Source organism: Lutibaculum baratangense AMV1 (assembly GCF_000496075.1).
In the GTDB taxonomy this organism is placed as follows: domain Bacteria; phylum Pseudomonadota; class Alphaproteobacteria; order Rhizobiales; family Tepidamorphaceae; genus Lutibaculum; species Lutibaculum baratangense.
The window spans coordinates 57918-79886 of the sequence record NZ_AWXZ01000019.1 but is presented as its reverse complement, the minus strand read 5'-3'; the positions used below and the strand labels follow the sequence as shown (position 1 = coordinate 79886).

The 21969-nt window shown below is 71.4% G+C and carries 15 protein-coding genes; 6 read left to right on the top strand and 9 right to left on the bottom strand.

The window, feature by feature from the left end; translation table 11 throughout:
- Positions 1 to 99 precede the first annotated feature (99 nt).
- Together pbpC and N177_RS08110 are read right to left on the bottom strand one after the other, a co-directional pair.
- Positions 100 to 2178 carry a penicillin-binding protein 1C gene (pbpC, locus tag N177_RS08115; RefSeq protein ID WP_023431815.1) on the bottom strand — a complete coding sequence of 693 codons (2079 nt, stop codon included), beginning with the start codon at positions 2176 to 2178 and terminating at the stop codon, positions 100 to 102.
- Between the two features lie 4 nt (positions 2179 to 2182).
- Complete coding sequence (locus tag N177_RS08110; protein WP_023431814.1) at positions 2183 to 7711, bottom strand: alpha-2-macroglobulin family protein; 5529 nt, start codon at positions 7709 to 7711, stop codon at positions 2183 to 2185.
- 114 nt (positions 7712 to 7825) lie between these two features.
- Here N177_RS08110 and N177_RS08105 point away from each other — a divergent pair, with 114 nt between their 5' ends.
- On the top strand, positions 7826 to 8764 hold the full coding sequence (locus N177_RS08105; RefSeq protein ID WP_023431813.1) for an ornithine cyclodeaminase family protein: 939 nt from the start codon (positions 7826 to 7828) through the stop codon (positions 8762 to 8764).
- Between the two features lie 21 nt (positions 8765 to 8785).
- Here N177_RS08105 and N177_RS08100 read toward each other — a convergent pair whose 3' ends face one another.
- The 5 genes from N177_RS08100 to N177_RS08080 are packed head-to-tail and all read right to left on the bottom strand — an operon-like array spanning position 8786 to position 12823.
- Positions 8786 to 9379 carry a hypothetical protein gene (locus N177_RS08100; protein ID WP_040485401.1) on the bottom strand — a complete coding sequence of 198 codons (594 nt, stop codon included), beginning with the start codon at positions 9377 to 9379 and terminating at the stop codon, positions 8786 to 8788.
- Positions 9380 to 9384: 5 nt separating this feature from the next.
- Positions 9385 to 9954, bottom strand: a complete 570-nt coding sequence (locus N177_RS08095) for a putative glycolipid-binding domain-containing protein (protein WP_023431811.1) — start codon at positions 9952 to 9954, stop codon at positions 9385 to 9387.
- Entirely contained in the window at positions 9951 to 10628 is a 678-nt protein-coding gene (locus N177_RS08090; RefSeq protein ID WP_023431810.1) for a LutC/YkgG family protein, read from the bottom strand. Before N177_RS08090 ends, N177_RS08095 begins: the two co-directional genes overlap by 4 nt.
- Complete coding sequence (locus tag N177_RS08085) at positions 10625 to 12043, bottom strand: LutB/LldF family L-lactate oxidation iron-sulfur protein (RefSeq protein WP_023431809.1); 1419 nt, start codon at positions 12041 to 12043, stop codon at positions 10625 to 10627. Before N177_RS08085 ends, N177_RS08090 begins: the two co-directional genes overlap by 4 nt.
- Before the next feature lie 6 nt (positions 12044 to 12049).
- The gene (locus N177_RS08080) at positions 12050 to 12823 is read right to left on the bottom strand and encodes a (Fe-S)-binding protein (protein WP_023431808.1); all 774 of its coding nucleotides are present in this window, start codon (positions 12821 to 12823) and stop codon (positions 12050 to 12052) included.
- Between the two features lie 138 nt (positions 12824 to 12961).
- On the opposite strand from N177_RS08080, the gene N177_RS08075 reads away from it, so the two are divergent.
- On the top strand, positions 12962 to 14347 hold the full coding sequence (locus tag N177_RS08075; RefSeq protein ID WP_023431807.1) for a DUF3422 family protein: 1386 nt from the start codon (positions 12962 to 12964) through the stop codon (positions 14345 to 14347).
- On the opposite strand, the gene N177_RS08070 is transcribed toward N177_RS08075, so the two are convergent.
- Positions 14317 to 14838 (bottom strand): MarR family winged helix-turn-helix transcriptional regulator, encoded by a 522-nt coding sequence (locus N177_RS08070; protein ID WP_023431806.1) that lies wholly within the window; start codon positions 14836 to 14838, stop codon positions 14317 to 14319. The genes N177_RS08075 and N177_RS08070 overlap by 31 nt on opposite strands.
- Positions 14839 to 14989: 151 nt before the next feature.
- Here N177_RS08070 and N177_RS08065 point away from each other — a divergent pair, with 151 nt between their 5' ends.
- The 4 genes from N177_RS08065 (at position 14990) to N177_RS08050 (ending at position 21008) form a co-directional block, all read left to right on the top strand.
- Entirely contained in the window at positions 14990 to 16765 is a 1776-nt protein-coding gene (locus N177_RS08065) for an N-acetylglutaminylglutamine amidotransferase (protein WP_023431805.1), read from the top strand.
- 50 nt (positions 16766 to 16815) lie between these two features.
- Positions 16816 to 18594, top strand: coding sequence for an N-acetylglutaminylglutamine synthetase (ngg, locus tag N177_RS08060; protein WP_023431804.1), 1779 nt, complete (start codon positions 16816 to 16818; stop codon positions 18592 to 18594).
- A 3-nt stretch (positions 18595 to 18597) separates the two neighbouring features.
- Positions 18598 to 19788 (top strand): osmoprotectant NAGGN system M42 family peptidase, encoded by a 1191-nt coding sequence (locus N177_RS08055; protein WP_023431803.1) that lies wholly within the window; start codon positions 18598 to 18600, stop codon positions 19786 to 19788.
- A gap of 122 nt (positions 19789 to 19910) precedes the next feature.
- Entirely contained in the window at positions 19911 to 21008 is a 1098-nt protein-coding gene (locus N177_RS08050) for a GGDEF domain-containing protein (protein WP_023431802.1), read from the top strand.
- On the opposite strand, the gene N177_RS08045 is transcribed toward N177_RS08050, so the two are convergent.
- Entirely contained in the window at positions 21002 to 21943 is a 942-nt protein-coding gene (locus tag N177_RS08045; RefSeq protein ID WP_023431801.1) for a 2-hydroxyacid dehydrogenase, read from the bottom strand. The genes N177_RS08050 and N177_RS08045 overlap by 7 nt on opposite strands.
- Positions 21944 to 21969: the final 26 nt, after the last annotated feature.

Here is a 21969-nt window from a genome sequence, read left to right as displayed (position 1 = left end):
GGGCTCGAGCGCAACGGCATCTTGAGCTAACCCATCCGGTCGGGTGGGAGAATCCGCACAACTCCCTATTCGATGGTCGCAATCTTCCGGAAATGCCGGCTATTCGACGAAAAACGTGACGCTCGCCTGCCGGCCTTCCGCGTCGACCGCCGTCAGCGTCGAGAAGCCGAGGCCGTCGGGCCGGAAGCTCTGCTCGCGGCGGCGGTCGACGGCGAGCGGCGTGCCGTTCGCGAACCAGCGGAAGGGCGGCCGGCCCCCGTCGAGCTTCGCGACGAGGGGGCGCAGCTCGCCGGCCCGGTCGCGCGGCGCGGCCACGCGGGCCGCCTCGGGCGGAAACAGGATGACGGGCGGCGGCTCGGCGATCCTCTGCGGCCCGCCGTCTCCGGCATAACGCCGCAGCGCGGGCGGCAGGGCGCCGTCGTCGGCGAGGAGCGTGCCGCGCGGCGGAGCGGCGAGCGGCTGGCGCGGGCCCGGCAGCCTCGCGAAGACGCCGAAGAGGAGCGGCGCTGCGGTGCGCCTGCCGCTCATCCCCGGCACGGGCGCGCCGTCCGGCCGGCCGATCCAGACGCCGACGACGTGGCGGCCGTCGAAGCCGACGGACCAGGCGTCGCGATAGCCGTAGGAGGTGCCGGTCTTGAAGGCGATCCTCTGCCTTGCATGGCCGGCAGGGGGCGGCGTCCCTGACAGCGCGTCCGCGACGAGCCAGGCGGCCTTCCGGTCCATGAACTCGGCCTCCTCCTCCTCCTCGCGCGGCTGGTCGGCGAAGCGGCGCAGGGGGACCCGCCGCCCGCCTTCGGCGAGGCCCGCAAAGCCCGTCACCAGCTCGTCGAGCGTCAGGCCGACACCGCCGAGCGCGATCGGCAGGCCCGGCTTGGCGTCCCCCGGCAGGCGCGGCGTCACGCCGGCCCGCCCGAGGCGCGAGACGAGCCGCGCCGGGCCGATCGCGTCTAGCAACCGCACCGCCGGAATGTTCAGCGACTGCTGCAACGCCTCCCGCACCGTCACCGTGCCCTGGAAGTCGAGCTCGAAATTCGTCGGGCGGTAGCCCGCGAAATCGACCGGCCGGTCCTCGATGAGCGTCTCCGGGTGGACGATGCCCGCCTCGAAGGCGAGGCCGTAGATGAAGGGCTTCAGCGCCGATCCGGGCGAGCGCACCGCGCGCACCATGTCGACTTGGCCCGAGCGCGTCTCGGCCGAAAAGCCGGCCGATCCCACCTCCGCCAGCACCTCGCCCGTCACGTGGTCGGCGACGAGGATCGCCAGCGACTGCGACGGCGGCATCAGCGCCCGCCGGCCGGCGACGAGCTCCTCGATCCGGCCCTGCAGGTCGCGGTCGAGCGTCAGCCCGACCACGGCGTCGTCCGGCCGGCCGCCGGCGGCGATCAGGGCGAGGTGCGGGCTGAAATTCGGCAGCTCCCGCCGTGCCGAGGGGACGGGGGCGAGGAGCGCGCGCGACAGCTCCGCCCCGTCGATCGCGCCGGCGCGTTCGAGCCGGACGAGCACCCGGTCGCGTGCGGCCCGCGCGGCGGCGGGGTCGCGGTCGGGGCGGCGTGCCTCCGGCGCCTGCGGCAGCGCGATCAGGAGGGCGGCCTCCGCCACCGAGAGCTTGCGCGCGGAGTGGCCGAACCAGACGAGCGAGGCCGCCTCCAGACCCTCCAGATTGCCGCCATAGGGGGCGAGCGTCAGATAGGCCGTCAGGATCTCACGCTTCGTCAGGCGGCGCTCGAGCGCGATCGCCTCCTTCATCTGCGTGAACTTCGTCGCGAAGCTGCGCGGCCGGCCGGGCGTCAGGAGCCGCGCCAGCTGCATCGTGATCGTCGAGCCGCCGGAGACGACGCCGCCCGTCGCCGCGAGCTGCATCGCCGCGCGGCCGAGCGCCACCGGATCGACCCCCGGATGCGAGAAGAAGCGCCCGTCCTCGTAGGCGACGAGCAGGTCGGTGAAGCGCGGATCGATGGCGTCGAGCGACACCGGCAGGCGCCAGCGGCCTTGCGAGATCGGGAAGGGCTTCAGGAGGTCGCCCCTGCGGTCGACGACGACGCGCGAGGTCTCGATGCCGGCGAGCGGGCTCGGGCCCGCGTCCTCCGGCCCCGGCGCCAGCAGGTTGAGCGGCACCGCGGCCGCCGCCACGAGGCAGACGGCGAGCGCGGCACCCGCTATCGGGCGGAGGAGCGCCATCGCCTCACGGCGCCGGCGCCAGCACCTCGACCGTCGAGGGCTGGGTCCGGCCGAAGAGGTAGGGCCGGTACATGTCCTCCACATGGGCGCCGGGCCTGGCGTAGCGGCCGGGCGCCACGGCGCGGACCATATAGGCGACGGTGAAGCTCTCGCCGCGCTCGGCACCGGTGTCGAAGGCTGCGACGAAGCGGTCGTCGCGGAACTCCGTGTGCACGGGCGAGGTCTCCGGCAGCCACGAGAACGAGGCGAGGTCGGCGCCGGAGACGAGGCTCGGATTGTCGATCTCTAAGCCGCCCGGCAGCCGGTCCTCCACGAGGACATGCGCCGGCCACTCCGCGTTCTTCGTCACCCGGATCACGACGACGAAGCGCTCGTTCTGCGCCACCGTGCCGGCATCCGTCTCGGTTCCGTCGAAGGCGTAGGTCGTGCGCTCGATCGAGAAGCCCTCGCTCGCGGCGTCGGGCGGCGAGGCGGGAACGCCCGACGCCGTCATCGCGAGGGTGACCGGGCGATCCGACAGGTTGCGAACGGCGACCGGGGAGGCCTGGAGATCCGCCGGCGCATAGCTGCGGGCGACGACGCCCTCCATCGTCTCGCCGCCGATTTCGAGCCTGATGCCGGCTCCGGCGCCCTCGATCAGCGCATCCGCCGCGCGGAGCAGCCAAGCCTGCTCCTGCGTCGACAGCCGGTCGCGGCGCGCCCGCTCCTCCTCGAGGAGGCGGCTCGCGCGGCCGATCTCGCCCGACATGCCAGGGCTCGCCGCCGCCAGCGTCAGAAGCCCCGCCGCGTCCCGCAAGGGGGAGCCGTAATCGTTGCGCGATATCCCCTCCGGCGCCGGCGCGGAGGCCTGCGCGGCGAGGTCGTCATAGGCCGCGCCGAACGCGCGGCCGGCCCGCTCGCTCTCGCCGTAGAGGGAGAGCGCGGCGCCGAGCTGCGCCTTCGCGAGCGGCGTCTCGAAATTCTCGAGCTGCGCGTCGACGAAGTAGCGCAGGTCGGAGATCGCCGCCCGCTGGTTCAGCGCGAGCACGTAGAGCGCGTAGGCCGTCGCCGCGCCACCGTCGGAGGCGTCGTTCACGTAGGCGAGCGTGTTCGACAGGTTGTCGAGCGCCTGGGAGAGCGCGAGATCCGGCACGGCGAAGCCCTCCTCGCGGGCCCGCGTCAGGAACTCACTGACATAGGAATCTAGCCACAGGTCGCCGCTCGACGGTCCCCACAGGCCGAAGCCGCCGGTCGAGGACTGGTTCGAGACGAGGCCGGCGATCGCCGTGCGGATCGCCTCGTCGCGGCTCATCGACATGCCGGGCGCCGTCTCGCGGTACCCGACGCCCAGCCGCTCGGCCAGGGAACCCAGATAGAGCGCCGGGAACATCTGGCTCGCGATCTGCTCCGAGCAGCCATAGGGGAAGGTCTGCAGGTCGCGCATCAGGCCCGCGACGTCGAGGCTGCCGGCGCCGGTCGCCGAGAGGCTCAGGCTCGCCGTGCCCGGGTCGAGGCCCGCCAGCAGCGTTCCGTCGAGGCGGAACGTCTCGACCGGTTGCAGCTCCACCAGGCTGCGCTCCGAGACGCGGCCCGTCGCCGGCCGCACGGGCAGCCGCAGCGTCTGCTCGATCTGGAGGCCCTCCGGGTTGGTCAGACGCACCGAGATCTCGCCGACGCCGCTCGAGACGCCGGCGATCTCGACGCTCGTCGCCGTGCGCTGCCCCTCGGCGAGCTCGATCTGCCCGCCGGAGCCGAGCGGCCGCGCGGAAAGCTCCTCGCTCGTCGACACGTCGAGGAGATAGGGGCCGGCCGGCCCGTCGCGGTTGTCGATCTCGAGATAGAGGCGCGAAGCGTCGCCCGGCGCGAGCACGCGCGGCGCCGTGGCCGTCACGACGACCGGATCGCGCACGACGACGTCCGCGGCCGCTTCGCCGACGCTGTCCGCCGTCCAGGCGACCGCCATCAGCCGCAGCGTGCCGTTGAACTGCGGCACGTCGAAGGTCACGGTCGCCCGACCATCCTCGCCGACGGTGACGAGGCCCGAGAAGAGCGCGACCGGATCCTGCGCCGGCGGGCTCGCGAGCAGGCCACCGCCCGGCTCGCCGCCGCCGACCCGCAGCCGGCCGCTCTCGCCGACGAGGCCGTCGATGAGCGAGCCGTAGAGGTCGCGGATCTCGGTGCCGAGCGCGCGCTGGCCGTAATAGTGGTCCACCGGCGCCGGCGGCTCGAACGCCGTCAGGTTCAGGATGCCGACATCGACGGCGGCGAGCGTGAGATACGCCTCCTCCCCGGCGTCGATCCCGTCGATCGTCACGCCGATCTCGAGCGCGCCGCGCGGGTGCGCCATGTCCGGCGCGTCGAGCGTCACGCCGAGCGTGCGGGCCGACATGTCGAGCGAAACCCAGGAGAGGCCGATGGCGCGCGCCGGCATGCGGGCCGCCTGCTCGTCGGCCGTGCTCATCGGGCGGAACAGCATCGCCGTCACGTAGGCGCCCGGCGCCCAGGCCTCCGTCACGGGAAGCGAGATCTCCGCGCGGCCGCCGCTGACGGCCACCTCGCGCGTCTCGATCACCCGGTCGGCGATCACGCTCACCACCGCCCGGCCGTCGAAGGGCGCCTCGATCGTCACCCGGGCCTCGTCGCCCTGGCCGTAGGTCGCGCGGTCGAGCGAGACGTCGAGCGAATCCGGGCTCTCGTCGTCGGGCGATGCCTGGTACCAGCCCGCCGTGAAGTCGAGCGACGTGATCGGCCCCGCCGGATCGGCCGTCCTGACCTCGAGCCGGTAGCGCCCGCTCTCGACGGGCGCCTCGATCGGGGCCGGCCGTCCCTCGGCCGTGATGTCGGTCGTGCCGCCGGCGACGCGCTCGGTATAGGTCACGGGCTCGACGAGCCACTGGCCGTTCGCGCGGTAGTGCTGGAAGCTGCGCTCGACCTTCAGGAGCTGCCATTCGGCCCCCGGGAGCGCCGTGCGGTCGCCGCCCGTGCCGATGGCGATCGCGTCGAAGCGCGCCGTCGCGCCCGCGCCGACCGCGTCGCCGGAGAATTGCGGGCGGACGCCGATCAGCGTGCCGCGCGGCGCGACCGGCAGGGTCAGCGTGCGCTCGACGCCGCGGCCGCCGCCCTCGCGCATGCGGATCACGAACCGCGCCTCGAGGGGGCGCGTCGCGGCCGGCAGGTCGGGCAGCGCGACCTCGAACCCGGCCGTGCCGTCCTCGTCCGTGCGCGGCAGGTCGGACAGCGTCTCGCGCACCGGCTGCGCCTCCTCCTCGGCGAGCCCGAAGACGAAGCCCGGCTGCGAGGGCATCCCGCGCACCGGCGAGACGATCACGTCGCCCTGGAGCGGCAGGTCGGCCGCCGGCGCGCCGTAGAGGAACTGGCCCTCGACGTGAAGCGGCACGGTCTCGCCCGGAGCCGCCATCGTCGCCCGGCTCGACAGCTCGAACTCGAGCCGGTCGGGCACGAAGTCCTCGACGAGGAAGCCGATCTCGGCGATCGCCGGGCCGTCGGGCTCGGCGTGCGCCGTCACCCGCCACGCGCCGCGCATCGCCGAGGCGACGAGGGGCAGGTCGACGACCCGGCCGCCCGCCTCGCCCTCGCGGCTCGTGACGCGCCGGTTCTCCATCCCGTCGGGACGGCTGAGCACGAGGGTCAGCGGCAGATCGGGGACGGCCTGCGCCTGGTCGTCGCGCAACAGCGCGCCGAGATGCACCGTCTCGCCCGGGCGGTATACGCCGCGGTCGGTGTAGAGGAAGGCGTCGAGCGTGCCCGGCGCCGCGCGGCCGTCGACGCCGCGGTCACTCAGGTCGAAGCCCGAGCGCGTCAGGTCGAGGAACACGAAGTCGCCGGCCTCGCCGCGCGCCGTCAGATGGCCCGGCGCCATGCCGCCCCGGCCGGCCACGAGGCCGCGGTCGAAGCGCGCCCGGCCCGTCTCGTCCGTCGTCGCGCTCCCGAGCACCTCGTTGTTCCGGGCGATCAGCGTCAACTCGACGCCGGCCAGCGGCTCGGCCGTGTCGAGCGAGCGGGCGAAGACGGTCAGCCCCTCGGTGCCCGTCAGCGTCGCGAGGCCCGTGTCGGTCACCACGAACCACTGCGTCGCCCGGTCCGACCACTCGTCCTCGGCGGCGCCCACGGCGGTCGCGGTGAGCACGTAGACGCCCGGCTCGCGCTCCGGCAGCGCCTCGTCGAGCGGGATCGCGGTGACGACCTCCCGGTTCAGCTCGCGGCGCACGTCGAGCCGTCCGTCCCACAGCTTCTCGCCCGTCTGGTCGGCGACCGTCTCGGCGCTGTAGCCCGCGAGCGGGTTCAGGAAGCTGCCCTGGCCGAAGACCTGCGACAGGCTGCGCGCCGGCACCCGGTAGAGCGACAGCCTCACCTCCTCGGTGTTGACGGAGGTGACGGGGATCCCCTTCGAGCCGACGCGCGGCAGCACGAAGTCGGAGGCGGAGAAGCGCACGGCCGGCGAGCGGTCGCGGATATAGACGTCGAGGTCGGAAGCCTGCTTCAGCGTCTCGCCGATCTCCGCGGGCAGCCCCGCGCGGATCGTCAGCCTGTACCGCTCGCCATGCTCGACGCCCGTCACGCAGAGCTCCTGCCCGCTCGCGTCGAGGCCCTGCGCCGGCTGGCCGTCGAGCGTCACGTAGGGCTGGAAGTTCGTGCGGCCCTTCCGCAGCTCCTCGGAGAACTGCACGCAGACCCGCGGATCGGCGGCGTCGGAGTTGATCGTGTAGTCGACGATGCGGAAGCCGTGCTGCTGGTCGAGCTCGAGATAGGCCTGCCGCACGTCGGCGTCCTCGTTCGCAGCCAGGCTCTCTTTGTACGCCTCGAGCGCGGGGCGGAAGTTCGACCGGCTCTCGAGCGCCCGGGCGAGCACGGCATATCCCCGCGCGCGGGTCGCCATGTCGCCGGCCGTCTCGATGGTCTTCACCGCCGCGCCGAGCGCGCCGTTCTGGAACGCGATCTGCGTCCCGTAGTCGTTCGACTGGACCGTCCGGGCGGCGACGGCGTAGTCGAGCCAGAGGCCCGCGTCCCGCGGCGCCTTGGCGATCGCCTGGGCGTAGGCCGCGGCGGCGGCCTGCGGATTGCCGGCGGCCATCCGGTCGGAGGCGTCCCCGCGCAGGGCCGCCACCGTCCCCGGCACCATCGGCGTCGCCTCGATCTCGGCCGCTGCGCGCCGCGCCTCCTGGGCGATCCAGTCCTCGAGGAAGCCGAGCTCGGGCTTCGGCAGCTCCGCCGCCGCCTGCTCCTCGACCACCCGGCCGGCGACGGCGCCAGCGAAGCTCTGCAGCTCGCCCGCTTCGCTCTTCAGGAAGCACCACTTCGCGCGCGTGTTGTAGGTGAAGGCCCCGCAGGTCTGGTCGGCGAGGCAGGCCTGCTCGCAGTCGGCGAGCTCCACGTCCCTCAGCGTGCCGATGTCGAAGCCGAAATAGTCGCCGTTCTCGACCGTCACGATCCGGCGCTCGACCTGCGCCGCGCCTCCGGCCGTGCCTTGCGCCAGTGCCGGCGCGGCGAACGCCAGAGCCGCGCCCAGAAGGCCCGCCACACGCATCAACGACATCGTTTCGTCCTCTCCCGCCGCGGCCGCTCCGGCCCCCTCGGCGACCGGGGCGATTGTGAGGGCAAAGCTTGAGCGGGTAAACGTGGTGGACGAGGCAGGAGGAAGATAATTCTGATGATGCTGATCGATGCGAAGACGGTCGACGAGGTGCTCGACTGGAAATCGGTGGTCGAGGCCCTGCGGGAGGGGCATCGGGGCGCCCGGCCGCAGATCGACGACCTCCTGATGCGCGAGGGGCAGGAGGCGCTTCTCGTGCGCGCCGCCTGGCAGGGCGGCGTCGGCATCGGCCTGAAGGCCGTCAGCGTCTTCCCGCGAAATCCCGAGAGCACGCCGCCGCTGCCGGCGGTGCAGGGCCAGTTCCTCCTGTTCGACGGTCGCACGGGCGAGGTTGCGGCCGTCATCGACGGCGCGGCCATCACCCGCTGGAAGACCGCCGGCGATTCCGCGCTCGGCTCCGCCCTGTTGTCCCGCGAGGACGCGCGGGCGCTCACGATGGTCGGCGCCGGTGCGCAGGCCGAGCCCCTGATCCGCGCGCACCTCGCGGTCCGCCCGTCGATCGGGCACGTCCGCATCTGGAACCGCTCGGCGCCCCGCGCGGAGGCGCTCGCGGCGCGGCTCGGCGACGCCGGGAGGCAGGTAGAGGTGGCGGGCGATCTCGCGGCGGCGGTCGGCGCCGCCGACATCGTCTGCGTCGCGACCATGGCGACCGAGCCGATCGTGAAAGGCGCGTGGCTGAAGCCCGGCACCCATCTCGACCTCGTCGGCGCCTACCGGCCCGACATGCGCGAAGCCGACGACGAGGCGCTGCGGAAGGGCCGCCTCTACGTCGACGCGCGCGAGACGACCGTCCACGAGATCGGCGAACTGATGATCCCGCTCGCCTCCGGCGCGATCCGGGAGGACGACGTCATTGCCGATTTCTTCGACCTCGTCGGTGGCGCCGAAGGCCGGCGGAGCGACGAGGAGATCACGGTCTTCAAGAACGGCGGCGGCGCCCATCTCGACCTGATGACCGCCCAGGCGATCCACCGGGCGGCGCAAGCGCGGGTGTGATGGGTCGGAGCGGCGGCGTCCTCAGAACGCCGAAGGATGCCACAGCGGCCGGTACCCGTCCCGCAGCGCCTCGACCGCGAGCGATGGGGTGACAAGCAGGGCCGGCCCCGACACCGGTCCTGCCGGCGGGCCCCAGCCCTCGGGGTGCCACGGCAGGAGGCCGCCGCCTCGCACCGCGTGCGGCACGCCGCCGACGAGCCCGACGCTGCCCTCCGGCAGGGTCTTCATGTCGACCTCCGGCCGAGGCCCGAGCCGCTGGCGGTGGAGCGCGTCGTCCATCTCCGAGGCACCCATCTTCCGCGCGCCAGCCGCCGCGGCCGAGGCGAAGGCCTCGGCCTCGCCCCGCCGGCACTCGAAGCACGGCCGGTGTCCGGCCGCGAGCGCCGTCACCTCGTCGAGGAAGAAGAGCTCGGTGTAGCCCTCGCCCCACACCGTCCTGTGTCGACCGCCGAACTCCAGCGCGCAGGCGATCCAGCGCTTCGAGACGTGCCGCCGGCGCGACAGCTCCCGCGTCGCCGGATCGTGCAGCCGTCCGCCACGATTGCCCATCAGTAGCCCACGCGCCGGCACGGCCAGAAAGTCTCCAGTGGGGCTGACCCGGTTCGGCAGGGGCATGCTGCTCAGCCGAGGAGCCGCCGGAAGAGGCCGGGATAGTCGAGCACCAGCCCGTCCTCGTCGACCTCGATTTCCGCCGAAAAGCTGCCGTCCATCGCCTCGTAGAGGTAGCGGTGGCCGGATTCGAGGCATGTATAGCGCTGTTCGTCGATGATCGGCGCGAGGTCCGGCATGGGGATGTAGACCATCCGCAGCTCCGCGGTCTCGTTTTCCCGGAGGTTCAGCCTGCGTATTGGAAGCGTGTTCGTGAAGGGCGTCGCGGCGATGTCGACGTCGACCGCACCGTCGAGATGGGGCAGCGCCTTGCCCTCGCCGTCGCGCCAGTGACCGTCGCCCTCGCTCTCGATCACGACCTGCCCCGCGCCGGCGGAGCGGATGTCGAGCCGGCGCGTCCGCCACTGCTCGTCCATCGCGAGGCCGTACACCAGCCCGTACCCCGTGCCGTCGGCCTCGCCGACGACGATGCCTTCCGCGATCGTTCCCCAGTCCATCGGCGTCAGCGCCAGGTGCTCGAGGCCCGGCGCGCCGAGCGGCGCCCAGCGGACGGCCCGCGGGGTGAGCTTTCCGAAGCTCATGGCGTGTCCACGACGATCAGGTGCAGCCGCCGGGGCCCGTGGGCGCCGAGCAGCAGCGTCTGCTCGATGTCGGCCGAGCGCGAGGGCCCGGTGACCATGTTGACGGTGCGCGGCATCGTTCCTCTGCCGAAACGGTCCCGCAGCCGCGACCACATCGCCTCGTAGTCGCCGACGATGTCGCGGGCCTCGACGACGATCACGTGCGTTTCCGGCAGGAAATTCACGGTCGTCGGGTTCTCCGGCCCCGAGAGGAGCACGGCGGTGCCGGATTCCGCGACGCCCGCGAAGGCGTGCGACAGGCCGACCTCCTCGCTGCCGTCGGCGATGCCGGTCTTCGTCCGGAGGTGCGGCACGCTCTCCCAGTCGAGGCCGGCGAGATACGGGTCGGTCCCCCGCACGACCGCCTGCGGCAGGTTGCGCTCCCGCAGGAAGCGGGACAGCGCCTGCGTCACCTGGCCGGGCCCCGCCACGCGCTCGACCGTCGCGTCGACCGCGGTCGCCATCTCGGCGAAGAGCGCCACCTGCTCCTCGTGCGGCAGCTGCCCGCGCTTCGGCACGATGCCCGAGGGGGGCGCGGCGAGCCGCGCCTCGACCGCCTGCCGCCGTCCGGCCTCGTCGCCCTCCGCCTTGAGCGAGCGGCGGATCGTGGCGAGGATCGTGTCGCGCGCGCTCATCGCTTCCGCTCCGCCCATTGCTGCTGGAACGTCTTGCCCTGCGGGCTCGGGAAGTCGCGGTGCGAGGTCCATCCGCCGGCCAGCGGCAGCGAGGCGAAGCGGCCGCGTTTGCGACCCATCGCGCCCAGAAGCCGCATCGCGATCCCGCTCGCGGCCCGGTAGAGCGCCGGGCGCCGGGCGAAGAAGGCCCATCCTTTGATGCCCCAGCGCTGCGTCGCCGGCTGCAAATGGCGCTCGAACTCGCGCTCCCGCCAGTGCCGCATCATCTTCGGCAGCGGTATCCGCATCGGGCACACCTCCTCGCACCGGCCGCAGAAGGTCGAGGCGTTCGGCAGGTGGCCGGCCTTGTCGACCCCGATCAGCGAGGGCGTCAGCACCGCGCCCATCGGGCCGGGATAGACCCAGCCGTAAGCGTGGCCGCCGACCGTGTGGTAGACCGGGCAGTGGTTCATGCAGGCGCCACAGCGAATGCAGCGCAGCATCTCCTCGAACTCCGAGCCGAGCATCGAGGAGCGGCCGTTGTCGAGCAGCACGACGTGGTATTCGCCCGGCCCGTCCGGGTCGTCCGCCCGGCGCGGGCCGGTCGAGAAGGTCGTGTAGACCGACATGTCCTGGCCCGTCGCCGAGCGGGCGAGCACGCGCAGGTTCTGGCTCACGTCTTGAAGCGTCGGCGTGATCTTCTCGATCGAGGCGAGCACGACATGCGCCTTCGGCAGGGTCTGCGTCAGGTCGCCGTTGCCCTCGTTCGTCACGATGATCGAGGTGCCCGTCTCCGCCACGAGGAAGTTCGCGCCGGTGATGCCGACATCGGCCTTGAGGAAGCGGTCCCGCAGGATGCCTCGCGCCTCGCCGAGCAGCGTCTCCGGCGCGGTCAGGTCGCGGTCCTGCGGCAGGTGGCCGTGAACCCGGCGGAAATCGGCCTCCACCTGGTCGCGGTTCACGTGGATCGCCGGCGCGATGATGTGGCTCGGGTGCTCCTTCCGAAGCTGGATGATGTACTCGCCGAGATCCGTCTCGACCGGCTCGATTCCCTGCTCCTCGAGGTAGTCGTTGAGGCCGATCTCCTCGGAGATCATCGTCTTGCCCTTGGTGACGGTCCTCGCGTCGAGGTCGCGGCAGATCTTCAGCACGATCTCGCGGGCCTCGGCCGCGTCGGCGGCCCAGTGCACGTGGCCGCCATTCTCCTTCACCTTCGCCTCGAAGCGCTCGAGATAGAGGTCGAGATGGGCGAGCGTGTGGTTCTTGATGTCACGCGCCCGGTCCCGCAGGGCGTCGAACTCGGGCAGCTTCTCGCGCGCCTTCGCGCGCTTGGCGATGAAGCCGCTCGGCACCTTCGTCAGGGCGCGCTGCAGGTCCTTGTCGGCCAGCGCCTCGCGGGCGTTCGCCTTGAAGCGAGGGGAGGTGATCTCGACCATGTGTCCCTACCGCTCCGCCTCGCCGATCGCCGGCTCGTCGGTCATGCCGGCGAGCACCTCCGCGACGTGGCGAGCCTCCGTCCGCCGGCCCTCGCGCTTCAGCTTGCCCGCGATGTTCATGAGGCAGCCGAGGTCGCCGGCGAGCACCATGTCGGCCTCCGTCGCGGCGATGTCGTCGGTCTTGCGGCCGACCATGACGTTCGAGATGTCGGGATACTTCACGCAGAACGTGCCGCCGAAGCCGCAGCAGACTTCCGGGTGCGCCATCTCCCGCAGCTCGAGACCCGCGACGCCGCCGAGCAGGTTCCGCGGCTGCGCGTGGACCTTGAGCTCGCGCAGGCCGGAGCAGGAATCGTGGTAGGTGGCGCTGCCCTCCCATTGTGCCGAAACCGCCGTCACGCTCAGAACGTCGACGAGGAAGCTGACGAGCTCGTGCGTTTTCGCCGCGTGCGCCCGCGCCCGTCCCTCCCACGCGGGATCGCCCGCGAAGAGCTCCGGATAGTGCTTCGACATCGTCGCCGAGCAGGAGCCCGAGGGCGCGACGACGTGGTCGTAGGGCTCGAACGCCTCGATCGTGCGCCGGGCGATGGCCTTCGCGTCGGCGCGGTCGCCGGAATTGTAGGCGGGCTGCCCGCAGCAGGTCTGCGGCGGCACCTCGACCGTGCAGCCGGCATCCTCGAGGAGCTTCGCCGCGGCGAAGCCGATCGAGGGCCGGATCAGGTCGACGAGGCAGGTCGCGAAGAGGCCGATGCGGGGGCCTCCGGAACGGGTCGTGGTCATGGGGCGTCGATGTCTCCTCGCGCGACACTATGAACCACCCTCGCGACGGTCAACGCGGCAGTCATGCGGCAAAACTCCTTGCGTCGGAGACGCCCCTCCGGTTGATCTCTTGCGGCAGTGTCAGGGGGCTTCTTTGCGATGACGTCAGCCGATCAGGGACAGGCGCGCGAGCCGCGCGCACCGTTCGCACCGCATGCGGACCGGGAAACCATCATCTCGGAGGTGCACACGCGCCCCTTCCGTCCCCTGCGGACGCCGCGCGTGCTGCATCACATGGCGTTCCTCCGCGACGTCCACCCGGACGAAGACCGCGACAACATCGCCCGCTTCGCGACCGCTCACGGCGCCCTCCCGCCGGCGGAGGGCGCGCGCCATCATGTCGTCGTCCTCGGCTCCGCCGACCTCGCCTGGGAGCAGCACACGGAGTTCACGACGCTCACCCTCGGCGTCGAGCCGCCCCCCGGCTACGTCTTCGCGGCGCCGAAGCTCTCGTCTCTCTCCGCCTTCCTGCCGAAGCCTTCGGGGCCGCTCCTCGTCGCGGCCCGGCTGGCGATCGTCGAGCTCGCCGACCACGAGTTCCCCGACATAGACGGCTTCGACCCCTCGAGCGTCTGCGTCTCGCTCGTCGAGGACGGTGGCGCGGTCGTCGTCACGGACTTCCGGCCGGACGAGAGTGGCTTCACCCGCATCCTCGTCGGCAATCGGCGCCTCTCGCCGGCGCGGGCGGGTGCGCTGGCGCAGCGGCTGCTCGAGATCGAGACCTACCGCGTGCTCGCGCTTCTGGGTCTGCCGGAGGCGCGGCGCCTGGGGCCGCTGATCGACCAGATCGAGATCGAGCTCGCCGAGGTCATGCGCACGATGCGTCGCGACGTGGGCCTCGAATCGAGTTCGAGCATGCTGCACCGGCTCGTGGCGCTGGCGGCGGAGGTGGAATCGGAGTCGGCGATCGGCTCCTACCGCTTCGGCGCGACGCGCGCCTACGACGACATCGTCACGCAGCGGCTGCGCGTGATCGGCGAGACGCGCGTCGAAGGCTACAGTCCGATCGAGGAGTTCCTCGCCCGCCGCATGCGCCCGGCGATGGCGACGTGCCGCAGCGTCGAGCACCGTATGGCGGACCTCACGAGCAAGCTGTCACGGGCGGCCGACCTTCTCCGCACGAGGGTCGACATCGCCGTGGAGAGCCAGAACCGCGACCTCCTCGCCTCGATGAACCGGCGCGCGCGCATGCAGCTGCGCCTGCAGCAGACGGTCGAGGGCCTCTCGGTCGCCGCCGTCAGCTACTACGTCATCGGCCTGATCGGCTATCTCGTGAAGGGCCTGGCAGAGGAAATCCCGCTGCCGGTCGAGCCGGGGCTCATCGTGGCGGCCGCGGTGCCCGTCGTGATCCTCCTCGTCTGGGGCTTGGTGCGCCGCATCAGGCGCCATCACGCCGATCCCGGAGCCGACGCGGAAGCTGAGGCTCCGCCCCGTCCCGGGCGGGCCGCCCGCGATCACGGCGAACGCCGCGAGCCGGCGCTCTGAGGCGAGGGCGGGTTGGCCGACTTCTTCTCGGCCGCGAGCTTCTCCATGAGGTCGGCGATCCGGCGAAACGCCGCCACGGTCTCGACCCGCTGTTCCTCCGGCATGGCCTCGAAGGCCTCCGCGAAGTCGTCGTGCATGTGGGGGAGCGCCGCCGCCAGCACGTCATGGCCGGCGTCGGTCAGCCGCGGGTGGACGACGCGGCGGTCGGACTGGCTGCGCTCGCGCGACACGAACCCTCGCGCCTGGAGGTTGTCGAGGATCGTCGTCACCGTCGCGGGGCTCAGCGACACGTAGGCGGACAGCGACGAGCTCGTCACGTTCGTCAGGTCGCGGATGCCCTGCAGCACCACGATCTGCGGTGTCGTCAGCCCGACCGCCCGGGCGACGTATTTCGAGCGGATGTCCACCGACCTGATGATCCGCCGCAAGGCGCGCAGCAGGTCCGCCGGCGCCTGCGGCTCCTTGCCCCCCGACGAGCGGGAATGATCCAATCCGTCCACCGAACCACTCAGATGTTTTGATCTCGAATGTTTTGGACTATAACAAGGAACGGGGCGGCGTCCAGCGCGTTCCCGATCATCATCATTCAAGGAGCTGCCGCCCCTGGCGGTTCCCGGTCAGCGGAGGTCCGACGAGAGCGACATGTGCGGTCTATGTGGAGAGGTCACCTTTGACGGTTCACCGGTCGACACGGCCGCGATCACGCGCATGGCGGACAAGCTCGCGCCGCGCGGTCCCGACGGCAGCGGCATGCTTCTGCGGGGCCGGGCGGGCCTCGCGCATCGCCGCCTGACGATCATCGACCTCAGCCTCAGGGCCGAGCAGCCGATGGTCGACTCGGACCTCGGCCTGTCGATCGCCTTCAATGGCTGCATCTACAACTACCCGCAGCTCCGCCAGGAGCTCGCGGGGCTCGGCTACCGCTTCTTCTCCTCAGGCGACACCGAGGTGCTGATCAAGGGCTACCACGCCTGGGGCCTCGACTTCGTCAACCGTCTGAACGGCATGTTCGCCTTCGCGATCCTCGAGCGCGATTCGGGCAGGCTCGTCCTCGGCCGGGACCGTTTCGGCATCAAGCCGCTCTACTACAGCGAGACCGGCAAGAGGCTGCGCTTCGCCTCCTCGCTGCCGGCGATCCTGGCGAGCGGCGACATCGACACGGCGATCGATCCGGTGGCGCTGCACCACTACATGAGCTTCCACGCGGTCGTGCCGCCGCCGCACACGATGATCCGCGGGATCAGGAAGCTGCCGCCGGCCACGATCCGCGTCGTCGAGGCGGACGGGCGGACGGAGGACAAGGTCTACTGGCGGCCGGAGTTCGCCCGCACCTCCGACGAGATCGCCATGCCCGAGGAGGTCTGGCGCGAGCGCGTCGAGGCGGCCCTGCGCCGGGCCGTCGACCGCCGGATGGTCGCCGACGTGCCGGTGGGCGTGCTCCTGTCGGGCGGGGTCGATTCGAGCCTCATCGTCGCGCTGCTCGCGGAGGCCGGCCAGAAGGACCTCATGACCTTCTCGATCGGCTTCGAGAGCGCCAACAACGAGGAGGGCGACGAGTTCAAGTATTCCGACCTCGTGGCGCAGCACTACGGCACGAAGCACCACAAGATCTTCGTCGAATCCGACCGGCTGATCGGCGCGCTGCCTGGCGCCATACAGGCGATGTCTGAGCCGATGGTGTCCTACGACAACGTCGCCTTCTACATGCTGAGCCAGGAGGTGTCGAAGCACATCAAGGTCGTCCAGAGCGGGCAGGGGGCCGACGAGGTCTTCGCCGGCTATCACTGGTACCCGCCGCTGATGTCCTCGAACGACCTGACGAACGACTACGCGAAGGTCTTCTTCGACCGCGACGACGCGACGCTGCGGACGCAGGTCTCCGGCGACTACCTGCCGGACCACGACGCGAGCCGCGAGTTCGTCGCGAGCCACTTCGCGATGCCTGGCGCCGAGACGCCGGTCGACAAGGCGCTGCGGCTCGACACGCAGGTCATGCTCGTCGACGATCCGGTGAAGCGCGTCGACAACATGACGATGTCCTGCGCGCTCGAGGCGCGGGTGCCCTTCCTCGACCACGAGCTCGTCGAGCTCGCCGCGCGCGTGCCGACCGAGCTCAAGCTGAAGGACGGCGGCAAGGGCATCCTGAAGGACGTCGCCCGCAAGGTCCTGCCGCGCGAGGTGATCGACCGGCCGAAGGGTTATTTCCCGGTGCCGGTGCTCAAGTACCTGCAGGGACCCTATCTCGACTACGTGCAGGACACGCTGAACTCGAGAGCCGCGCGCGAGCGCGGGATCTTCAACCGCGACTACGTCGACGAGCTCCTGGCGAACCCGTCCGAGCACATCACGCCGCTGCGCGGCTCCGAGCTGTGGCAGGTCGCGGTGCTGGAGATGTGGCTGCAGTCGCATCTCCAGTGAGCGCTCGGCGCCACGCGAACGTCTTGAGTCCATTAGGTGGAGGCTATCCCATGGCAGCAAGCCCTGGGTCCGAGCGCGGCGAGGATGCCGCGAACCAGAACGCTCCCGACGCCGTGTCGCTGGGCCTGAACCCGATGGAGGACGGTCCCGACATTCCCGCGACGGAGTCGGCGGTCGATTGCGGCTGGGGTCGGCTGATCTTCGGCCATACCTTCGACGACGCGGAGCATCTCGTGGCGATGATGCGCTCCGAGAAGCCGGAGCGGCGGGACATCGCCTTCTACGTGCGCGACCCTCACGTCCTTCTGGCGGCGGCGCCGCAGGAGCTGTTCCTCGACCCCTCGCACACCTACCGGCTGAACCTGCGCACCTACGAGCCCGCCGACGAGGGGTTCCGCGGCTTCACCGTGCGCAGGCTGACCTCCGAGGCGGACGCGGAGGCGGTCAACCGCATCTACGTGTCGCGCAACATGGTGCCGGTCGACCCGGAGTTCTTCTGGCGCAACCGCGACAGCCGCGCCCTGACCTATTTCGTGGCGGAGGACGACGTCTCGGGCGAGATCCTCGGGACCGTCACCGGCGTCGAGCACGGCAGGGTGTTCGACGACCCGCACAGCGGCTCCTCCCTCTGGTGCCTGGCGGTCGACCCGCAGGCCGCGCTCCCGGGCATCGGCGAGGCGCTGGTGCGGCGGCTTTCAGAGCACTTCCGGTCGCGCGGCTGCAGCTACATGGACCTCTCGGTCCTGCACGACAACGACATGGCGATCGCGCTCTACGAGAAGCTCGGCTTCTACCGCGTCCCCTATTTCGCGGTGAAGCGGAAGAACCCGATCAACGAGAAGCTCTTCGTCGGCGAGCCGCCGGAGGAGGGGCTCAACCCCTATGCCAGGCTGATCGTCGACGAGGCGCGGCGGCGCGGCATCGACGTCGAGGTGCTGGACCCGGAAGGCGGGTTCTTCCGCCTCAGCTACGGCGGCCGGTCGATCCGGTGCCGGGAATCGCTGAGCGAGCTGACGACAGGGGTCGCCGTCCAGATCTGCGACGACAAGGCCGTCACCCGCCGCACCGTTGAGCGGGCGGGCGTGCGGGTGCCCGAGCAGGTCGAGGCGGACGACGAGGAGGCGGTCAAGGCATTTCTCGAGAAGCACGGCGCGGTCGTCGTCAAGCCGGCCCGCGGAGAGCAGGGGCGGGGGGTCTTCGTCGGGCTCGACGACTGGGAGAGCGTCTCGTCCGCGATCGGGCGGGCGCACGAGCTCTGCGACCGCGTCATCGTCGAGGAGATGGTGAAGGGCGAGGATCTGCGCCTCATCGTCATCGGCTACCGGCTCGTCGCCGCTGCGGTGAGGCGTCCGGCCCGGATCGTCGGCGACGGCAGCTCCACGATCAGGAAGCTGATCGAGCGCCAGTCGCGGCGCCGCGAGGCGGCGACGGGCGGGGAATCGAGCATCCCGTTCGACAGCGAGACCGAGCGCTGCCTCAAGGAGGCGGGGTACGACTACGAGACGGTTCTCGACCAGGGCGTCGAGGCCGACGTTCGCAAGACGGCGAACCTGCACACGGGCGGCACGATCCACGACGTGACGGACCACGTCCACCCGCAGGTGGTCGAGGCTGCGATCAAGGTGGCGCGCGCCATCGAGATCCCCGTCGTCGGCATCGACTTCCTCGTTCCCTCCCCTTCGTCCCCGGATTACGCCTTCGTCGAGGCGAACGAGCGGCCGGGCCTCGCCAACCACGAGCCGCAGCCGACCGCCGAGCGCTTCGTCGACCTGCTCTTCCCGCAGTCGATCCCCGCGTCGGCCCGGGCCCTGCGTGCCATGAGAGGATAGACCTTGCGACTGCCGATCGATGCCGACTACCTCGCCGAGAAGCTCCAGGAGCTTCTGTCGATCCCGAGCCCCACGAGCTACACGGACAGCGTCGTCAGGGCCTGCTCCGAGGAGCTGAGGCGGCTCGGCGTCGAGGTCGAGCTGACGCGGCGCGGCGCGATCCGCGCCATCACGCGCGGTTCGAAGCGCCAGCCCGCGCGCGCCATCATCTCGCATCTCGACACGCTCGGCGCGCAGGTGAAGTACCTGAAGGCGAACGGCCGGCTCGAGCTCGCCCCGATCGGCCACTGGTCCGCCCGCTTCGCGGAAGGCGCGCGGTGCACGATCTTCTCCGAGCGCGGCGCCTATCGCGGCTCGATCCTGCCGCTGAAGGCGTCGGGCCACACCTTCAACGAAGAGATCGACACCCAGCCGTCCGGTTGGCCGCACGTTGAGCTGCGGGTCGACGCGCTATGCCGTGACGCGGTCGACATGGAGCGGCTCGGTATCGCCGTCGGCGACATCGTGGCGGTCGATCCCGGCACCGAGTTCACCGACTCGGGCTTCATCGTCTCGCGGCATCTCGACGACAAGGCCGGCGCCGCGATCATGCTCGCGGCGATCGAGGCGATCCAGCGCGAGGACGTGACGCTTCCGGTCGACATCTTCTGGCTGTTCTCCATCGCCGAGGAGGTGGGCGTCGGCGCCTCCGCGCTCCTGACGCACGACGTCGCCTCGCTCGTCGCGATCGACAACGGCACGACCGCCCCGGGCCAGAACTCGTCCGAGCTCGGCGTCACGATCGCCATGGCCGACATGGCGGGGCCCTTCGACTGGCACCTCACGCGCAAGCTCGTCGAGCTGTGCCGCGAGAACGACATCAGGTTCCAGAACGACATCTTCCGCTTCTACCGCTCGGACTCCGCGTCGGCGATCGAGGCGGGGCACGACGTGCGGACTGCCCTCATCACGTTCGGCGTCGACGCGAGCCACGGCTGGGAGCGCATCCACATGCACGCCTTGCGGTCGTGTGCCGAGCTCGTCACAGCCTATGTGACGAGCGAGATCCAGATCCGCCGCGATGCGATGGAGATGGGGCCCCTCCAGGGTTTCACCACCCAGCCGATGGGGGAAGCGGAGCAGCACGACGTCAGCGAGGAGGAGGTCGCGCGCGTCGCCGCCGAGGAGGCGGCGGCACAGGCGCGCCGCGAGTAGCCCTCCCGAGCAGGACAGGATCCCTTAACGCGCTCCACTCTATGATCGCTGCCGTACCGACGGTCAGCCGTCGCGGATGGGACGAGGAGCACGCGTGCACATCCTGACGAGGGAGGGGACGGATGTCTGAGGCGTCCCCCGGCGCCCCCGCTGCGGGAGCGGGAGCCTCGCATCTTGGTCCGGGCGGTATCGGCATCCGGCTCGGCCGCTTCGTACCCCTTCTCGGCCGCCTTCTGCTCCAGCCCCGAGATGCCGCGCTCCTCCGGCGCCTGCAGGCGGTCTTCCGCGGTGGAGAGGCGGGGGGCGGCCCCCGCACCGATCTCGCCGCCGAGCGCCTGCGCCTCTTCGAGCGCGCGTCCGCTGCGGCCCGCATCGGCTTCTGGGAGTGCCGCCTGCCGGACGAGCGCCTCGACTGGTCGGGGGGGACCTACGACATATTCGATCTCCCGCACGGCCACCGGGTCGAGCGGCGCGACGCGCTCGAGTTCTACACGCGCGGGTCGCTGCAGACCTTGCAGGCGCGGCGGTCGGACGCGATCGCGAACGGGAGCGGCTTCGTCCTCGACACCGAGCTGACGACGGCGCGGGGCGCCCGCCGCGTCATGCGCATCACCGCGACGGTCGACTGCGAAGGTGGACGGCCCATCCGCATCTTCGGCCTGAAGCAGGAGATCACCGAGGAGAGGCTCCTTCTCGAACGCACGCGTCGTCTGGCGGAGCGTGATGCGATGACGGGCCTCTCGAACCGGGTCCGGTTCGAAGCCGAGCTCGCGGCGCTCTGCGACGCGTGCGCGGTGTCTTCCTCTCCGGGTGCTCTCCTCCTCGTCGATCTCGACGGCTTCAAGGAGATCAACGACACGTATGGACACGCCGCAGGCGACGACTGCCTCGTCGAGGCGGCGCGCCGGCTCGAGCGCGTCTCGCGCGGCATGGGTTCGGTCGCGCGGATCGGTGGCGACGAGTTCGCAGTGATCGTGCCTCCGGAAGGCGCCGTCGGCGCGGAGGAGCTTGCCGCGCGGATCGTTGTGGCGATGGCCGAACCGGTCCGGCGGGGCCAGTCGGAGCTCGCCTTCGGCGCATCCGTCGGCGTCGCGCTGGCCGAGGCCTGCACGTCGGAGGAGCTCTTCGCCCGCGCCGACGCCGCCCTCTACGCCGCCAAGGGCGCGGGCCGCGGAACTTTCAGGACGTCCCGCGCCTCGCCGCCTTGGCCGCCTCAGTAGCCTCGCTCGAGGTCGACGAGGTTCTGAAGGGGCTCGCCCGCCTGGTGCCGCCTGATCTGGCGGACGACATAGGCGGCGATGTCTTCCGGGTCGCTCTCGGCCGCGACGTGGGGCGTGATGACGAGCCTCGGATCGCTCCACAGCGGGCTGTCGCCCGGCAGCGGCTCCGTCTCGAACACGTCGAGCGAGGCGCCGGCGATGGTGCCGTCCCGCAGCGCCTGCATGATGTCGGCCTCGACCTGCACCCTGCCGCGCCCGGCATTCACGAAATAGGCGCCGCCGAGCCGGTTGTCGCGCCGCAGGCCCTTGAGGAGCTCGAGGTCGACGAGGCCCTCGGTGTCGGGCGTGAGCGGGAGGAGCGAGACCAGTATGTCTGTCCGCGCGAGAAACGCCCCGAGGCCGCCTTCGCCGTGATGGCACTCCACGCCCTGAAGGCTCTTGGGGCTACGGCTCCAGCCGGCGACGTCGTAGCCGATTCCCTGAAGCGCCTGCGCCGCGCGGGTGCCGAGCTCGCCCAGGCCCATGATGCCGACACTGACGTCGCGGGCCATCGGGTGGCTGTGCTCGCGCCACAGCCGCGCGCGCTGCTGCTGCAGGTAGTCGAGCTGCCGGCGGTGGTGGAGAAGCACCTGCAGCACGACCCATTCCGCCATGCGCTCGGTCAGGCTCGGGTCGACGACGCGGACGATCGGCACGTCCGGCAGGTTCGCCTGGCGCAGCAGGTGGTCGACCCCCGCGCCCAGCGAGAACAGGATCTCGAGATTCTCGAGACGGCCGAGGAGCCCCTGCGGCGCGTTCCACGCGCAGGCATAGCGGATCCGGCCGGGATCGTAGTCCTCCGTCTGGACGACGGCGGCGAGGTCGGGCGCGACGCGGCGGAAGCGGTCGCGCCACTCCTGAAGGTCCCAGCCTTCGATGGCGAGAAGAAGCGACATGCCTCTTCCCCTAGCGTTTCGACCCC

Excerpts from the sequence above, each read along its gene's own strand:
- pbpC (WP_023431815.1), bottom strand. The coding sequence starts at position 2,178 with ATGGCGCTCCTCCGCCCGATAGCGGGTGCCGCGCTCGCCGTCTGCCTC.
- N177_RS08110 (WP_023431814.1), bottom strand. The coding sequence starts at position 7,711 with ATGTCGTTGATGCGTGTGGCGGGCCTTCTGGGCGCGGCTCTGGCGTTC.
- N177_RS08105 (WP_023431813.1), top strand. The coding sequence starts at position 7,826 with ATGATGCTGATCGATGCGAAGACGGTCGACGAGGTGCTCGACTGGAAA.
- N177_RS08100 (WP_040485401.1), bottom strand. The coding sequence starts at position 9,379 with ATGCCCCTGCCGAACCGGGTCAGCCCCACTGGAGACTTTCTGGCCGTG.
- N177_RS08095 (WP_023431811.1), bottom strand. The coding sequence starts at position 9,954 with ATGAGCTTCGGAAAGCTCACCCCGCGGGCCGTCCGCTGGGCGCCGCTC.
- N177_RS08090 (WP_023431810.1), bottom strand. The coding sequence starts at position 10,628 with ATGAGCGCGCGCGACACGATCCTCGCCACGATCCGCCGCTCGCTCAAG.
- N177_RS08085 (WP_023431809.1), bottom strand. The coding sequence starts at position 12,043 with ATGGTCGAGATCACCTCCCCTCGCTTCAAGGCGAACGCCCGCGAGGCG.
- N177_RS08080 (WP_023431808.1), bottom strand. The coding sequence starts at position 12,823 with ATGACCACGACCCGTTCCGGAGGCCCCCGCATCGGCCTCTTCGCGACC.
- N177_RS08075 (WP_023431807.1), top strand. The coding sequence starts at position 12,962 with ATGACGTCAGCCGATCAGGGACAGGCGCGCGAGCCGCGCGCACCGTTC.
- N177_RS08065 (WP_023431805.1), top strand. The coding sequence starts at position 14,990 with ATGTGCGGTCTATGTGGAGAGGTCACCTTTGACGGTTCACCGGTCGAC.
- ngg (WP_023431804.1), top strand. The coding sequence starts at position 16,816 with ATGGCAGCAAGCCCTGGGTCCGAGCGCGGCGAGGATGCCGCGAACCAG.
- N177_RS08050 (WP_023431802.1), top strand. The coding sequence starts at position 19,911 with ATGTCTGAGGCGTCCCCCGGCGCCCCCGCTGCGGGAGCGGGAGCCTCG.
- N177_RS08045 (WP_023431801.1), bottom strand. The coding sequence starts at position 21,943 with ATGTCGCTTCTTCTCGCCATCGAAGGCTGGGACCTTCAGGAGTGGCGC.